Source organism: Candidatus Woesearchaeota archaeon (assembly GCA_016214075.1).
GTDB lineage: Archaea > Nanobdellota > Nanobdellia > Woesearchaeales > DSVV01 > JACRPI01.
The window spans coordinates 23,352-38,321 of record JACRPI010000020.1 but is presented as its reverse complement, the minus strand read 5'-3'; the positions used below and the strand labels follow the sequence as shown (position 1 = coordinate 38,321).

The 14,970-nt window shown below is 37.5% G+C and carries 17 protein-coding genes; 10 read left to right on the top strand and 7 right to left on the bottom strand.

Annotated elements, in window-relative coordinates; genetic code table 11:
• Positions 1-136: 136 nt before the first annotated feature.
• The 4 genes from HZC31_04035 to HZC31_04020 all read right to left on the bottom strand — a co-directional run bounded on the left by HZC31_04035 (position 137) and on the right by HZC31_04020 (position 2,570).
• Positions 137-775: an HAD family hydrolase gene (locus HZC31_04035; protein MBI5002530.1), complete on the bottom strand. Its 639-nt coding sequence runs from the start codon at positions 773-775 to the stop codon at positions 137-139.
• Entirely contained in the window at positions 775-1,569 is a 795-nt protein-coding gene (locus tag HZC31_04030) for a hypothetical protein (GenBank protein MBI5002529.1), read from the bottom strand. Before HZC31_04030 ends, HZC31_04035 begins: the two co-directional genes overlap by 1 nt.
• A 77-nt stretch (positions 1,570-1,646) precedes the next feature.
• Positions 1,647-1,793 carry a hypothetical protein gene (locus tag HZC31_04025; protein MBI5002528.1) on the bottom strand — a complete coding sequence of 49 codons (147 nt, stop codon included), beginning with the start codon at positions 1,791-1,793 and terminating at the stop codon, positions 1,647-1,649.
• Positions 1,794-1,850: 57 nt separating this feature from the next.
• The gene (locus HZC31_04020) at positions 1,851-2,570 is read right to left on the bottom strand and encodes a hypothetical protein (GenBank protein ID MBI5002527.1); all 720 of its coding nucleotides are present in this window, start codon (positions 2,568-2,570) and stop codon (positions 1,851-1,853) included.
• 348 nt (positions 2,571-2,918) lie between these two features.
• Here HZC31_04020 and HZC31_04015 point away from each other — a divergent pair, with 348 nt between their 5' ends.
• The 6 genes from HZC31_04015 to HZC31_03990 all read left to right on the top strand — a co-directional run bounded on the left by HZC31_04015 (position 2,919) and on the right by HZC31_03990 (position 9,022).
• Complete coding sequence (locus tag HZC31_04015; GenBank protein MBI5002526.1) at positions 2,919-4,487, top strand: hypothetical protein; 1,569 nt, start codon at positions 2,919-2,921, stop codon at positions 4,485-4,487.
• Positions 4,488-4,501: 14 nt separating this feature from the next.
• A complete protein-coding gene (locus HZC31_04010; GenBank protein ID MBI5002525.1) occupies positions 4,502-5,980 on the top strand; it encodes a hypothetical protein in 1,479 nt (492 codons plus the stop codon).
• A gap of 21 nt (positions 5,981-6,001) precedes the next feature.
• A complete protein-coding gene (locus HZC31_04005; protein ID MBI5002524.1) occupies positions 6,002-6,877 on the top strand; it encodes a hypothetical protein in 876 nt (291 codons plus the stop codon).
• Positions 6,878-6,905: 28 nt separating this feature from the next.
• Entirely contained in the window at positions 6,906-7,502 is a 597-nt protein-coding gene (locus HZC31_04000) for an HAD family phosphatase (protein ID MBI5002523.1), read from the top strand.
• 168 nt (positions 7,503-7,670) lie between these two features.
• Positions 7,671-8,831 carry a tRNA guanosine(34) transglycosylase Tgt gene (gene tgt, locus HZC31_03995; protein ID MBI5002522.1) on the top strand — a complete coding sequence of 387 codons (1,161 nt, stop codon included), beginning with the start codon at positions 7,671-7,673 and terminating at the stop codon, positions 8,829-8,831.
• A 44-nt stretch (positions 8,832-8,875) separates the two neighbouring features.
• A complete protein-coding gene (locus HZC31_03990) occupies positions 8,876-9,022 on the top strand; it encodes a hypothetical protein (GenBank protein MBI5002521.1) in 147 nt (48 codons plus the stop codon).
• Here the strand turns inward: HZC31_03990 and HZC31_03985 are convergent.
• A complete protein-coding gene (locus tag HZC31_03985; protein MBI5002520.1) occupies positions 9,012-9,326 on the bottom strand; it encodes a type II toxin-antitoxin system RelE/ParE family toxin in 315 nt (104 codons plus the stop codon). The genes HZC31_03990 and HZC31_03985 overlap by 11 nt on opposite strands.
• Positions 9,327-9,466: 140 nt before the next feature.
• On the opposite strand from HZC31_03985, the gene HZC31_03980 reads away from it, so the two are divergent.
• From HZC31_03980 to HZC31_03965, 4 genes are all read left to right on the top strand, one after another.
• Positions 9,467-9,895, top strand: a complete 429-nt coding sequence (locus HZC31_03980; protein ID MBI5002519.1) for a GNAT family N-acetyltransferase — start codon at positions 9,467-9,469, stop codon at positions 9,893-9,895.
• A gap of 43 nt (positions 9,896-9,938) precedes the next feature.
• Positions 9,939-10,574: a helix-turn-helix domain-containing protein gene (locus tag HZC31_03975; GenBank protein MBI5002518.1), complete on the top strand. Its 636-nt coding sequence runs from the start codon at positions 9,939-9,941 to the stop codon at positions 10,572-10,574.
• 69 nt (positions 10,575-10,643) lie between these two features.
• Entirely contained in the window at positions 10,644-11,102 is a 459-nt protein-coding gene (locus HZC31_03970; protein MBI5002517.1) for a hypothetical protein, read from the top strand.
• A 56-nt stretch (positions 11,103-11,158) separates the two neighbouring features.
• Positions 11,159-12,208: a hypothetical protein gene (locus tag HZC31_03965; GenBank protein MBI5002516.1), complete on the top strand. Its 1,050-nt coding sequence runs from the start codon at positions 11,159-11,161 to the stop codon at positions 12,206-12,208.
• Positions 12,209-12,226: 18 nt separating this feature from the next.
• Here the strand turns inward: HZC31_03965 and HZC31_03960 are convergent, their stop codons facing one another.
• Both HZC31_03960 and aspS read right to left on the bottom strand, forming a co-directional pair.
• Positions 12,227-13,150 carry a hypothetical protein gene (locus tag HZC31_03960; protein MBI5002515.1) on the bottom strand — a complete coding sequence of 308 codons (924 nt, stop codon included), beginning with the start codon at positions 13,148-13,150 and terminating at the stop codon, positions 12,227-12,229.
• Positions 13,151-13,185: 35 nt separating this feature from the next.
• Complete coding sequence (aspS, locus tag HZC31_03955; GenBank protein ID MBI5002514.1) at positions 13,186-14,943, bottom strand: aspartate--tRNA ligase; 1,758 nt, start codon at positions 14,941-14,943, stop codon at positions 13,186-13,188.
• Positions 14,944-14,970 lie beyond the last annotated feature (27 nt).

Genomic DNA, 14,970 nt, shown 5'->3' with positions numbered 1-14,970 from the left:
CATCCTCAAAAGAGAAGTCAAAGGAAAACTTACATTAATAGGAGTTGCTTCACCTGCTTGAAGGTAGAGCGTTTTTCCCCGCGCTTCTTTAAGAATATTTTCTGGATTGATCATGAAGATATCATCTCATTATGAGTTATAAATCTTTTTGGAAAAAAGAGAGAAGTTCTTTGAAATCAAGAGCAGAATAATCCGCAACTAAAGAAGAACCACAAACAAGAATTGTTTTCATGCCAACACTTTTCGCGGGAATAATGTCCTTTTTTTCACTATCACCCACAAAAATGAGCTGTTCAGCAGGAACGCCACAACATTGGACAATTTTCTCAAAACCCTCTGGATCAGGTTTTGCGTTTTGGACATCGTCGCCAGAAAGCAGCGTAAAGTCAAGAGGATCTAAACCAAGTAATCCAAGAATAGTAATAAGCTGACCACGAGGAACCGACGTATAAACACCAAGACCAATTTTTTTTTGTTTCAGGAAGGAAATAACATTCTGAACATCTTCATCTCGAGAAATATAGTTTTGAAAGGGAAACTGCGTGGCAAATGCTTCTGCGTAGAATTTCTTTGACTTTCCTAACGAAACAAAAATGAGAGATTTTCTACCCTGTTGCTTGAGCAATGCGTCAAATTCCTTTTTCGTCTCTGCTGTTCGCTGTTTTCCAGTTTCTTGAAGATATAATTGATAGGCAAAGTCTTCTACAGCAGCGTCATACAAAGGATTTTTTAGTAATGTTCCTTCAAGGTCGAACCATATGTGAGTTGTGTTCATTACAGCACACGCCTCATATCACCCATATCGTGAGAATATCTTAAACAATCAGTCAGAGAAAGAGAAAGAAAACCCAAAGAATCTCTATTTTTCCCAAAAGAATAGTGTATGATTTCTAGATATCCGCGAGTAACAGTAATACCCTCCAAAGGAGCAAGCTCCGTGAACTGCATTGTTGGCTCCAAATGTTGTTGTAATCCACCAATGTTAGGATCATGTCCAACTAAAACAATTGCGTGAGAAGCGTCACGTGGTTGTATTTCTTGAGGAGAGCGTCCAACAATGTGATAAATCACCGCAACAAGATACGATTGTGCGCCATGAAGCATGAGCGCATGTTCAGCAGGATCAACTCCTTCAGTATTTGCCGCAAGCATTCTATAACACTGTTCCATTGCTTCTGCGCGAGTTAATGTACCTGCTTTATATTCTTTCAAAATACGATCAGGAACACGCTGTTCTAACCGCTGTTCAAGTCCAGGAACAAACTGTTGTTTTTCAGCAGAATCAGAACGAAACAAAGCATTTGCCGCATCATATTCTAATCCAGCATATCCTGCGTGAATATACCAGCCAGTGTCATGGCTTCGATCAACTGCTCTTCCATCAGCATCTGTAGAACAATACACTTCAAGAGTAGGAGTACTTCGCAATGCAACACCATATGCAAGTGCACCACGCCTTCCTTTTTCATTCAATTGATTAGGATCAACTGCTGCAGTGCTTGGGTTCTTTTCCCCATGTCGAATTAAATGCACTGTTCGTTGTCCAGTTGTAGTCTCTATCATTGTCATTTCTTACACCCATAATCTCTGTTTTCACTGTGTATAGTTAGGCCTAAACTTATATACCTTTGCTGTAATAGATACAACTACAAAAAGATCCAAAGCAAAAGAGCAACGAATACAAAAAGAGAGACAAAAAAGAAAGTATTGTCGTCTAAAACTGGCTGTTTTTTCTTTTGCGGTATCTCCTGAAGTGTTTCCAAATACGCGCCATACGCTTCGTTTCCAGCCATAGAAACAATAAAGAACAAAGAACTATAAGAAATATTGTAGTAATAAGTATAACTACACTACTTCTTCGCGAACTTCCACATAAACTCAAAATAGTTTTTGTACGCTTCCGCTATCTCTTTGTTGCGAATAGCAATAACGCGAGGCATATCCGCTGCAAGCAGGATTAAAACAACATTCCCACAGATATCAACAGTTGCGGGCGTTTTGAAAGAATCCGGCAAGTAGCGAATCTCGAAGAGTTTATCAGGCTTTTTTTCCTTTTCAGATCGAACAGATTCATAATAAAGTCCCTTACATTTAACGCCTTGCGCAAGTCGATCTGCGTTAAATCGTTCATGTCTGTGCTTCAGTGTTTTCCGTAAAAGACCAGTGCCACCAAGACCATAAATAACAGGCGCTTTTTCATCAAGCATCATGTAATACGCAGTAATAACCCCTTCAGGGCCAGTAAAATAAAAAACTTCTTCCCGTTTATTTTTAATGTTATAAAGTCCAGAAAGTTCAGGAACAAGCTGTCTTGCAATTTCTTCTTTCTGCTCAACAAAACGAAGAAGATTCTTTGGATCGCCAACACTGTATATTGTTTTTGCTCCTTTTTTGAGAGAACTCACTAAACCTTTATTTACTAATTTGTCGATGATTTCGTAGGTATTGACGCGGTGCACGCCAGATTCCTTAGTGATATCACTTGTGGTGCCACTTCCCAGCTTCACTAAAGCCAAATAGACTTTTGCTTCATTGGTCGAGAACCCCAACTCCAACAGTTTGCCCATCATTGTAGTAACAACTATAACAGCAAGAATATATATACGTTTCGCTTCAGATAACACAGACGCACCGCTCGCAGGGCATCCCAATCGCAGCAAGCTGCAGGGTAACGTGAATTACGTCAACAAGTGATATAAAACGCAATTCACGGAATTAATAATTTCGCCATTATGCTCTATCGTTAGCGAAATTATTAATATTGCCCACTCGCAATTCGGTGCGTCTGTGGAATTGTGAAATTGGGTCACAGCAAGCTGTGGGGTATTATTTCGAGCTATGCTCGTAATACTACGGACCTTTGGTCCGAAGTAAACCCAAATTTCACAATAAAAGGATAAAGGGGTAAGACTGTAAAAATGAAACTCTATCATAATCTCCCAAAAGACAAGAAAGATGCACTGCTCAAAAAACACTGGTATTTCCAAGGCTTTAACGGCACACCTGCTCCACTGAGCGGTCCAACAATTGGAAACATCAAAGAAGGACATGAAGTGTTAGGGTTTGGCTACACCACAATTCTGGAGTATTATGAAGGAGATAAATGCTATTATCTCTATGATTGGAATGATCTTGAAGAAGGACTAAAAAATATTCTCAAGAAAGTCAAAGAAGACAAAACATATCTCACTTGGCTTCTCAAGAAAGATGAAGAACTACGAAAAGCGCATGAAAAGTTCATCAAAAAATTAGAGAAAACAAATATTGAAACACTTGGATTTCAAGAAGCAGTAAAACAGTATCAAGAATTCAGCGCATCGTACAGAAAAGCAATAGCAATCTCATTGATCATTGAATGCTTCACCTACCCAACAGAAGATCTTATTCGAAACACAATAACAGACGAGCTCACGAAAAAAGGAAAGAAAGAGCTTGTCGAGAAAGCGATTAGTCTTTTAACAGGAGCGTTGCACCCTTCATTTATTGGAAAACATACGCTCGCAATGCTTCATATCGCAGCAGAAGCAGAAGAAAAAGGATGGAAAGAAATATTCATGCAAAAGAACGCGCATGAAATAGCGAAGACATTAGAACAAAGCGCTGAAGGAAAAAATATTCTCAAGAAAATCCAAGAATATCAACAGAAAATGTTCTGGATGAATAATGCCTATGCTGGAGCGAAAGTCCTTTCTGTAGAGCATTTTGTCGAGGAAATAAAACACACGCTGGAAAAACACAAGCATCCTGCAAAAGATGCGCAAGAACAAGAAGAACACTTTAGAACAATTGAACAAACAAAGAGAGAGTTCATTGAAGAGCAGAATCTGAGTCAGGAACTCAAAACATTGATCGAAATAAATGACACGATGGGTATTATCCATGACGTGCGAAAAGAAGTCATCACTCATACGAATCACTTCATTGATCTTTTACTCACAAGATTGGGAAAAGAACTCTGTATTCCACTAGAGGAAATGCGCTACATTTCTCATTATGAAATAGAAGAAGCAATTCTCAGATCAATAAGCAGAGCAGAACTTCAAGAACGAAAAAGAAAGAGTGTCTTCGTTACAGAACAAGGAGAAACACAATATCTCATAACAGGAAAAGAAGCAGAAGAAATGATTAATGCATTGACGCAAGAACACAGTCATGAAGAGCAAGAAATACTCAAAGGACACTGCGCGTCACAAGGACATGCAGTAGGAATAGTGAAAGTCTGTCGTGGCATGCAAGAAGTCGCGAAATTTCAAGAAGGACAAGTTCTTGTCGCGTGCATGACACAGCCAGAGTTTGTTCCTGCGATGAAAAAAGCGATTGCTATTATTACAGATGAAGGGGGCTTAACCTGTCACGCTGCGATTATCAGTCGAGAACTCAAGAAACCATGTATTATTTCCACAAAGAAAGCAACGCGAGTACTGAAAGACGGCATGAAAGTTGAAGTGAACGCGACAGAAGGATATCTAAAAGTACTGAAAGATTAAGAGGATAGAAAATCATGAAAGAAAAAGCGCTGGAAGCACTCAAAAACTATCCTTTATACAACTATTATGAGAATAAGGCAAATGTCTTTGCAATGTTTTTGGGATTTGACGCGAGAACAGGGACATTGCAAAAATCACTAGGAACAACGTACAAACCAATTGTTGCCATAGGGAAAAAAAGAAATTTTCCTATGTATATGAATCATGAAGAATGTCTCAGAATTGCAGAGGTTATTCTTAAAAAAATCCAAGAAGAGGCAAAATGGTTTGAACATGCAACAAAAGAGATTTATGTTCGAGCAGCAGCGCTTATTGCGTTCAGCAGAAATCTAAAGAACATAAACTACAAAACAAAAAGTCAAGCAGAACTTCTAGCGCTCTATCAAGAATATTGCAACTTATTCAAAGATATGCGTGTGTATAGCTCAATTCCCATGATGCTAGAACATGATACACCTATCTTAAGCAATCTCTTAAAGGAAAAATTAGGTCAGCAAATAGAAGGAGAAATGCTTAATGACGCATTTAGTACCTTAAGCAGTCCAACAAAAAATTCATATCTACTGCAAGAAGAAATAGAACGATTAAAGATCGCGGCAAAATATGCAGAGAAACAAAATGTGGAACAAGAAATAAGAATGCATACAGAGAGATGGAATTGGAGAGAATATATGTTTGAAGGAATTCCCCTAATCGAAGCAGATTTTCTCAGACAAATAGAAGAAGACATAGAACAACATAAAGATCCCACAAAAAGAGTAGAACAGATCGAAGAAAAACAAAAAAAGCTGCAAGAAAGACAGAAGGAGTACATAAAGAAGTATGCGCTTCGAGAGCAAACGCAGAATTTCGCAGAGATTGCACAGGACATTGTGTATCTTAAATATTTTAGAAAAGGAATATTCGCGGAATCCTATTACTGCGTGGAATTTCTCCTAAAGGAGATAGGACAACAACTGAATATAAGTCTTGATGATACCAGAGGAATGTTTGACTGGGAAGTGGAAGAAGCGCTAACACAAGGAATCACAAAAGAAAAGATTGAAGAAATAAGAAGCAGAGAAGAATTTTGTGCGTTTGTGAGTTATGAAGGAAAATGTTATCCATTAACAGAAGAAGAAGCAACAAAGATACTGAAAGAGAATGTAGAAGAAGAAAACAAGAACATGATAACAGAACTGAAAGGTCAAGTCGCGTGTAGCGGAAATGTTCGAGGAGAAGTGTGTATAGTTAATACAGTTGAAGATATGGAAAAGATGAAAGAAGGAATAATCCTCACTTCGGTAATGACGCACCCAAATCTTTTCTCTGCAATGAAAGGAGCAGGAGGAATAATTACCGATATTGGCGGCTTGAGCTGCCATGCCGCGATTGTCGCTCGGGAACTCCAAATTCCTTGTATTGTAGGAACAAAGCAGGCAAGTAAGATACTTCAAGATGGAATGCGTGTAGAGCTTGATACGAGCACAGGAACCATTAAAATTATAAACTAAAGAACATAACAAAACAGAAACATGAAACAAACAAAACACATACTCTGGTTCGAAGAAGTCGACAAAGACGATACACCGATTGTCGGGGGCAAAGGATCATCACTCGGAGAAATGTCCAGCGTGATGCCTGTTCCAAACGGCTTTTGTATTAGTGTTGCTGCGTACAAAGAAGTTCTAAAACAACATCAAGATGAATTCTTAAAAATAATGGAAAAGAGAGATATTGAGAATATAGAAGAACTTGAAGCAGTGGCGAATGTCATCAAATCAAGAATTCTTGATGTAACAATCCCGCTAGAAATGGAAAACGAAATCAGAGTCAACTATGAAAAATTAGGAGGCAAAGTCGCAGTAAGATCCAGCGCGACAAGCGAAGATTTAGAAGAAGCAAGTTTTGCGGGACAACAGGACACATTCCTCAACATTGAAGGACAGGAAGATGTCCTTGCCGCAGTAAAGAAATGCTGGGCATCCTTATTCAACGGCCGAGCAATTATGTATAGAGAAAAAAATAATTTTCCACATGAGAAAGCGTTTCTTGCGGTCGTCATTCAGAAGATGGTCAACGCAGACACCGCAGGAGTGCTGTTTACGATGAATCCCATCAACAAATCGCATGATGAAATGATTATTGAAGCATGTTTTGGGTTGGGAGAAAAGCTCGTCAGCGGAGAAATTACGCCAGACACGTTTATTCTCAATAAAAAAGAAGAAACAGTGAAAGAACAATATCTCAATTTTGAAAAACAAACATTAAGCGAAGAACAGCTGAAAGAGCTCATCACTGTTGGAAAAAAGATTGAGCAGCACTACAAAAAGCCAATGGACATTGAATGGGCAATTGAAGATGGAAAAGTGCATGTCTTGCAAGCGCGACCAATAACAACGTTAAAATAACTCATATTTAGAATAAGATAACATAAAAATGATAAAACTCATCATCTTTGACCTCGGCGGAATTCTTACAGAGAATTATGATCTTCCATTTTTTGAAGCATTAGCACGAGCAATAGGAAAAGAAATAAAAGAAACTGAAGAAATGATAAAGCCATTCATGCATAAGTCTGAACGAGGAGAACTATCAGAATATGAGTTTGTTAAGCAATTCCTAAAAGAGATGAAGTGTAAGGAAAAGCCTGAAAAGTTCTTAGATATACGACGAAAAGCAACAAAAGAAGCTGTAGGAGTAAGAGAGCTTATTTTGAAACTAAAAAAGCATCATAAAATTGCGTTTGCGACAAATAATGCAGAGGAAGAATTTCAGTACAACAACAAGGTTATGCATTTTGACAAATTATTTGATGGAGGTATTGCGTCCTATCAAGCGCATGCACGAAAAACAGAACCAAAGATGTTTGAAATGATTCTAAAACAGTTCAACGTAAAGCCAGAAGAAACCATTTTCATTGATGACAGCGTTGCGAATCTGAGAGCGCCAAAAGAGTTGGGGATTACGACGATACATTTTAGTTCTTTAGAACAACTGAAGGATGAATTGACGAAAAGAGCAATCAAATTCTAGTTAAAAAAATAACAACAATGGCACCGACGAGACGGGGGATGGCCCCTTCGGGGTGTCGCGTAGAACAAAATTTTTTAGAATTTTGTTCGTAGGTCGCCATTATTGTTGTTATTTTTTGTACAAAATAGAAAGCAAGTATTATAAACAAATTAAAGTAAACAACAAATAATGAACACCAACTTCAAAATCATCGCAGAAGATGACAAAACCAGCGCAAGAATCACCAGATGGAAAACAAGCCATGGAACAGTCGAAACACCCTTCTACATGCCTGTTGCCACAAAAATGGCAGTCAAGCATCTCACCAGTTCTGATCTTAAGCAAATAGGGATTCAAGCAGTTATCGCAAACTCACTTGTGATTGAACTCAGCAGAGGGTCAATATATATTGAAAAGCGCGGTGGCATCCACAAGATGATGAATTACGATGGCACTATTTTCACAGATTCTGGTGGCTTTCAAATGATCAGAGAAAGTTTCTACGAAAAAACAACACCAAAAGGAGTTGTCTTCAGAGACCCATTAAACCAGAAAAAATCATTTCTTGCGACTCCAGAATGGGTGATGCATGTACAAGGAAGAATTGGAAGTGATGTTGCGATGATTCTCGATGATCACAATGCGCATACGCACACAAAAGAAAAACATGCGGAAGCGGTGCTTCAAACCTATGACTGGGGAAAACAATGCCTTGCTAGCAAAATAAATCCAAAACAATTACTGTTTGGGATTATTCAAGGAGGAAGTTATCTTGATTTAAGAAAAAAGAGCGCAAAGCTTATGGAATCAGTAGGATTTGATGGCATGGCGTTAGGAGGACTTGCGACAGGAGAACCTATTCCAGTGATGAAAAAAATCGTCAACACAGTCACCAAAATAATCAAGAAAGAGCAGCCAAGATATTTGATGGGTTTAGGAAGTCCAGTAGAAATGATCAACACAATTGGGATGGGCATTGACTGTTTCGACAGCACCTATCCAACGCAAAATGCTCGCCATAACACATTGTTCACGATGAATGGAAAGATAGACATCGCAAAAGGAAGGTTTATGCATGACGATACACCAATAGAAGAAGATTGCGATTGTTACACCTGCAAAAATTACACAAAAGCGTATGTCTGTCATCTTGCGAAGAGTGAAGAACCAATCGCGATGCGTTTGAAAACCTATCACAATATCGCGTTTATGAAACGCTTGATGAATGAAGCAAAGTGTGCGATTAAAGAAAATAGATATCAAAAGTTTGAGAAAGAGTTTGCGAAAAGTTTTGGAAAGAAGAAAGAACAACCAAAAGCAAAGAAGCAGAAGAATGTGAGTTTGGTGTAAACAAGAAAGAAACTTATATAAACCTCAAACAACTAATAACATAAATGGAAGAGACAATAACAATCCCAAAAGAAGAGTATATTGAATTGAAAAAGAAAGCAGAAACAGTAGATGATTTGCTTATGAAACTCATTAGAGGATTAGAAGACATAAAAGCAGGAAGAGTAAAACCCTGGAAACCTATACATTAAATTTCTTCTTGACTTCTTCTTTATAATAAGGTAAAAGATGTTTAATTTTGTTAATGACTTCTTGTTGATCTTTTTTTGTGCTTAAAGCAATAACAAAGACGAGAACATAGTCATCATAAACAAGATAATACACACGATAGTTATGAACCTTTTTCTCACGAAAGAAAGTGAACCCAAGAGGTTTCCCCACATAAGGATTTTGCTCTAATTGAGAAATCTCTTTGCTTATTTGAATCTGTAAAGAATGATCTAACTTCTGAAAGTCATGGTCAAATTCGTCAGTTATCATAATTTTGTAAGACATGAGACAAAATGATGTGAAGAAATATATAAATACTAGTTTTCTCGAAAAAACTAGAATTTATATAGAAGCAAAAAAATATGTGAATTTGATATGATATGAAGAATGATGAGAAAACGCAGTTAAAGATAAAATATAGGCCTATGAAGAAAGGCGAAGAAAAAGTCATCACACAATATATCAAAGGTTTATTCCATGAAGATCCAACACCACAAGGAATGTCTGATGAAAAGATAAAAAGGACAATAAGAACACTTTTGAAATATAAAGAAAAAGGAACAATAATGGTATTTGAAAGTGGAAAAGAAATTATAGGATATTCTATATTGATTAATTTCTGGAGTAATGAATATGGCGGAAATATTGTGTATATTGATGAACTTTTTGTCAAGAAAGAGTGGAGAGGAAAAGGAGTTGCAACAAATTTTATTCAATATCTTGTGAAAAAGAAAGTAAACAAGGCGGTTTCTTTGTTTCTCGAAGTGACTCCGCAAAATAAAGCTGCTGAAGAGTTGTATAAACGACGCGGATTTAGCATTCATAAAAACAAAAGAATGGAGAAAAAGATTTAGGAAAATAGAAACACTATTATATCAAAACAATTCTAATGTAATCATGTACAAGTTCAGCTTCAAAATAAGACACAAAAACTGCTCAGAAACAGGACTAAGCATCAAGTTCCCAGAGCATCATATTACTGTTCTTGATATTCAGGCAAAAGACTCAAAAAAAAAGCAGTATTTGTACTACATTAAAGGAAATCAAAAAGAGTTTGACAAAATAATAAGTTATTTACAAAAATCAAAAACATATAAATGTACAAAAGAAGTGGAGCGATCAAGAGACACACTTGTTTTATTAGTCATTCTTTATCAGACAGGCTATATCCAGAACACAATTCAGAAATATAACGGATTTTTCATTGATCTTCACACAGTCTCTGAAGGCTACGAATACTGGCATGTAGGAGTTGTAGAAAGAAAAACAATTGAAAAGATAAGAAAAGAGCTCAAAAAAGCAGGAAATTTAAAGACACTGTATATTGGCAAAGTAGATTTTACTCAGCATCTTCTTTCCCCCCAACAAAAAAATATATTTCACTACGCATATGAGCAGGGATATTATGAATTGCCAAGAAAAACAACCATCGCAAAGATTGCGAAAGCACTTCAACTTACATCGGCAACAGCTGGAGAACATCTTCTCAAAGCGGAAAATAAATTGATTCATGCAATGGCGAAAAAAGCATGATCAATGTTTCTTCAATACCAGACATATCAGGGTAAAGACTTATATAAAAGTGAAACATTCTTTCTAATAGTGATAACAATGACACAACACGATGACAGAAATGTAGCGAGAGAATTTGAGAATTTAGAGAAGAAAATAGGAAGAGAAGAGATTACAAAAGTAGCAACAATTATTGGAGAAGGGTATCCTAACACAATAAGAAGTCACATTGATGTTCTTCTAAAATTATACTCCCCTCTTTTAGAGCAACAAACATTTGAAGTTGCGTATGGAGGAGCAGTTGCACTCCAAAAAAGTTCTTTTAGTGGGAACCAACAAGTAAAAACAGATGTATCAGAAGAACATAGAAAAGCATACTGTGTAACAGTAGAACAAAAACTCAGAGAATATGCAAGCCTCATAGCACGAAACAAAGCAGCAAACAAATCATATCAGATTCCTGAATTCACAAACGAGAAAGCAGCAGAGATTGCGCAGGAAGCGTTTGAAGAATCATTTAGGAAGACGAAAGCATCGTATAGAAAGTAAAAGAATTAATTTTGCTATAATAAAAGTTATAAAAGAAGAAAATTCTCCATAACAAAATGAAAGAAATTCAACACATCTTTGTTCGTGATTTTAACCAATGGTCTAATCAATTAGTGAAAGAAACATTTGCAAAAGAGATTCCTGCGCTTTGGGGAAAAGGATTAAATGACCAAATGGTTTATTTTGATGGCAAATCATATACATGGTATCGATATAAAGATGAAAATGCTGAACTCAAAGAGTTCATGACACATAAAAATCCAGAGAGTGACATATTTAGCGAAGAGCTTCATATAACATTTAGAAAAAATGTAGATGCATTTAGAGAAGCATTACAAGTGGATCCAAATTCTGTTAAAAATGTTTATTCGCATATTCAAAAATTAAAAGCTCTTTTCAAAAAAATGTATGTCTTATATCCCATTGGTGTTTTTATTCCAGGAGCGTGGCGTGAAGATTTTGTAAAGATAAATGGAAAAGAAGCAGAAGCGATACTTCCACGACTAATGAAAAGCAGAATTCACAGTGAAGGATGCATAAAAAAAAATGATAATTTCATGCGCGAATTGCTTGGTCCACTTTTAGAGAAAAGCAAGATTCCAAAAGAATACGTAAAGATTTTGAGTGTGGAAGAGATAGACGCGCTTACACAAGGAACCGCGCCAAAGAAAAGTGATCTAGACAAACGCTTCAAAGGATTTTTTTATATGAATGGAACAATAAACCCTACTGAAAATCTGAAGAAATTCCTTGCGGAGCACAAATTATTTCTCGCTGAAGAAAAACAAGAAGAGAGCGTAAAAGGAATGACCGCATGCAGAGGCGTAGCAAGAGGGAAAGTAGGAGTTATCTTTAATTCAGAGCAAGTGAAAGATTTTAACGCGGATATTCTTATCACACCAATGACCGCGCCTGATTTCTTGCCCGCAATAGAGCGAGCAAAAGCAATAGTGACGGATGAAGGAGGATTAACAAGTCACATTGCGATTGTTGCCCGAGAGCTTGATAAGCCATGTATCATGAGTACAAGAAGAGCAACAAAAGTATTTAAAGATGGAGATATCGTTGAAGTGGATGCTGATAAAGGAATCGTAAGAAAAATATAATAAAACAAAACTCCAACACTAACATATAACATGCTTCAATAAAGCCATTGCGGAATAAACGCGAAACTCCGCTTGATCAAAAATAATAGATTGTGGAGAATAAATGACATTTTTTGCTATTTCTCGATCATGGTGCGCAGGGAGGCAATGCAGAATAACAAGATTCTTTTTTGCATTCTTGAGAAATGATTTGTCGACTTGATATTTTCCGATCTGCCGCTTCAGAAAATCTTTTTTATTTTCCCACCACTCATCAACATACAAGACAGCAGCGGTTTTCATAGTTGTATGAATATCTTTTGTAAGAGTTAATTTTCCGCCATATTTAGAAAGCATTTTTACTGTTTTATGAAAACCAAGATTTTTGCCGACAAATTCTCCAGAAGGAGTAATGAGGGTAATGTGTTGGCCAAGTAAAAGAACCGCATACACAAAAGATTCTATAACTCCGCTTCCTTCAGAAGGACAAACAGCGACGAAATGAAGTTTCCAAGTGCCTTTTTTCCACAGGATCACAGATAAATCAGCTAATGCCTGACTTGGATGCCCGGTCTGGCAAAAACCATTGATAATGGGGGGATACTGTTTTCGTTTTAGAACTTCAAGCATGTTTTGCGAATAATCGCGCACAACATACGCGTCAACCATTCGGTCAATGCTCTCAATGATATCTTCATACGTTTCTCGGGGAGTACCATCCTTTTCATGCAAAACAGAATCAGTGTCAATAAAATACGTCGTTCCTCCAAGAAGATGCATTGCTGATTCAAAAGACAAGCGTGTTCTCAAAGAACTGCTGTCAAATAATAAACACACACGTTTGCCTTGTAACACCTTTTTATGCCGATGAATATTTTGTTTGTACGCGATTGCCTCTTTTATGAGCAGCATAAATTCTTTTTGAGAGAAATCAGTAATTTCAAGAATGTTTCCATGAGGCATAATCAATCAAAGAAGAGAGAATAATTTAAACCTTTCTATTTTATGTTTAGCTTTAACTCATCCAACTGTTTCTGATCAATAACGTTTGGAGAACCATCCATTGGACATTGCGCTTGTTTATTTTTTGGAAACGCGATCACTTCGCGAATATCAGTCAGTTTCAACAACATCGCGACCATTCTATCCAATCCAATTCCAATCCCACCATGCGGAGGAGCGCCATATTTGAATGCTTCTAACAAAAAGCCAAACCGTTGCTGCGCTCTCTCTTTTGGATACCCAACAACACGCATAACTCGTTCCTGAATTTCCGGTCTGTTAATACGCAAACTGCCAGAAGCCATTTCCATGCCATTCAAAACTAAATCATACTGGTGGCAATACACTTTTCCAGGATCTGATTCAAGAATATCAAGATGCTCTTGTTTAGGCATGCAAAACATGTGATGCGCAGGTTCCCACATCTTTTCATCATCGTTCCAATCAAAAAGAGGGAAATCCACTATCCAGCAAAAAGCGTAGGTATTTGTATCAATAAGACCAAGCTGACTGCCAAGAGTATTGCGAACCTTACTTAAAACATCATTCACTATTTTAGGTTTATCTGCGCAGAAAAACAATAAGTCTCCTGGTTTTACCGCTAATTTTTCCATCAATAAGTCCTGAATTTGTTTGCTCAAAAATTTCGCGATGCCAGAATCAAATCCAGTAGGAGTAACCTTTACATATGCGAGTCCTTTCGCGCCGTTGTCAGTCGCGAGTTTAATATACGCGTCAATGTCTTTTCTGGAAAATTTTTCTCCACACTGTTCTGCGTTGATTGCTTTAACAATGCCACCAGATTCAATGATTGTTTTAAAAACGCCAAAATCAGAATGCTTGACAATGTCTGTCACTGTCTTTAATTCTAAACCAAAGCGAATGTCTGGTTTGTCGATCCCATAACGTTCCATCGCGTCAACATGAGAAATACGAGGGAAGGGAGTGTGAAGATCAATATGTGCTGCTTTTTTAAAAGAAAATTTCAACATCCCTTCTGCAAGCGCGTGAATATCTTTTTCTTCAACAAAACTCATTTCAATATCAATTTGCGTGTGTTCTGGCTGCCGATCCGCGCGTAAATCTTCATCACGCAAGCAGCGCGCGAGTTGGAAATATTTATCCATGCCAGAAACCATTAAAATTTGTTTATACAACTGGGGACTTTGCGGGAGCGCGTAAAATTGTCCTGGATGCACTCTGCTGGGGACAACATAATCTCGTGCGCCTTCTGGCGTGGATTTCATAAGAAGAGGCGTTTCAATCTCCACAAAATGCTGCGAAGTCATGTATTCGCGAACAGCTTGGGTAAATTTATGGCGCATGATTAAATTATTTTGCATGGTCGGTCTGCGCAAATCTAAGTAGCGATATTTTAATCGCATTTCTTCTGACGCGGGATTTTTATCATCAAGTTCCATGGGAAGAATGTCTGATTGCGCGAGAACAGTGAGCGTGTCTGCAAGAACCTCTACTTCGCCAGTAGAAAGGTTTGGATTGACTAATCCATCGCCGCGATACCTAACTTTACCAGAAATCTGAACCACATCTTCTCTGCGTAATTGTAATGCGTGTTCGCATATTTGTTTATTATGCTTTTCATCAAAGACAACTTGGGTAATGCCATATCTATCGCGAAGCCAGAGAAAGCTGATGCCGCCGTGTGTTCGCACAGTTTCCATCCAACCACAAAGCTGAACGTGGTTGCCTTTTTCTGTAAGGCGTAATTCACCGCACGTGTGTGTTCGTAACATAGCAAAAGGAAATGAAGAACAGATTTA

Excerpts from the sequence above, each read along its gene's own strand:
- HZC31_04035 (MBI5002530.1), bottom strand. The coding sequence starts at position 775 with ATGAACACAACTCACATATGGTTCGACCTTGAAGGAACATTACTAAAA.
- HZC31_04030 (MBI5002529.1), bottom strand. The coding sequence starts at position 1,569 with ATGACAATGATAGAGACTACAACTGGACAACGAACAGTGCATTTAATT.
- HZC31_04025 (MBI5002528.1), bottom strand. The coding sequence starts at position 1,793 with ATGGCTGGAAACGAAGCGTATGGCGCGTATTTGGAAACACTTCAGGAG.
- HZC31_04020 (MBI5002527.1), bottom strand. The coding sequence starts at position 2,570 with ATGATGGGCAAACTGTTGGAGTTGGGGTTCTCGACCAATGAAGCAAAA.
- HZC31_04015 (MBI5002526.1), top strand. The coding sequence starts at position 2,919 with ATGAAACTCTATCATAATCTCCCAAAAGACAAGAAAGATGCACTGCTC.
- HZC31_04010 (MBI5002525.1), top strand. The coding sequence starts at position 4,502 with ATGAAAGAAAAAGCGCTGGAAGCACTCAAAAACTATCCTTTATACAAC.
- HZC31_04005 (MBI5002524.1), top strand. The coding sequence starts at position 6,002 with ATGAAACAAACAAAACACATACTCTGGTTCGAAGAAGTCGACAAAGAC.
- HZC31_04000 (MBI5002523.1), top strand. The coding sequence starts at position 6,906 with ATGATAAAACTCATCATCTTTGACCTCGGCGGAATTCTTACAGAGAAT.
- tgt (MBI5002522.1), top strand. The coding sequence starts at position 7,671 with ATGAACACCAACTTCAAAATCATCGCAGAAGATGACAAAACCAGCGCA.
- HZC31_03990 (MBI5002521.1), top strand. The coding sequence starts at position 8,876 with ATGGAAGAGACAATAACAATCCCAAAAGAAGAGTATATTGAATTGAAA.
- HZC31_03985 (MBI5002520.1), bottom strand. The coding sequence starts at position 9,326 with ATGTCTTACAAAATTATGATAACTGACGAATTTGACCATGACTTTCAG.
- HZC31_03980 (MBI5002519.1), top strand. The coding sequence starts at position 9,467 with ATGAAGAAAGGCGAAGAAAAAGTCATCACACAATATATCAAAGGTTTA.
- HZC31_03975 (MBI5002518.1), top strand. The coding sequence starts at position 9,939 with ATGTACAAGTTCAGCTTCAAAATAAGACACAAAAACTGCTCAGAAACA.
- HZC31_03965 (MBI5002516.1), top strand. The coding sequence starts at position 11,159 with ATGAAAGAAATTCAACACATCTTTGTTCGTGATTTTAACCAATGGTCT.
- HZC31_03960 (MBI5002515.1), bottom strand. The coding sequence starts at position 13,150 with ATGCCTCATGGAAACATTCTTGAAATTACTGATTTCTCTCAAAAAGAA.
- aspS (MBI5002514.1), bottom strand. The coding sequence starts at position 14,943 with ATGTTACGAACACACACGTGCGGTGAATTACGCCTTACAGAAAAAGGC.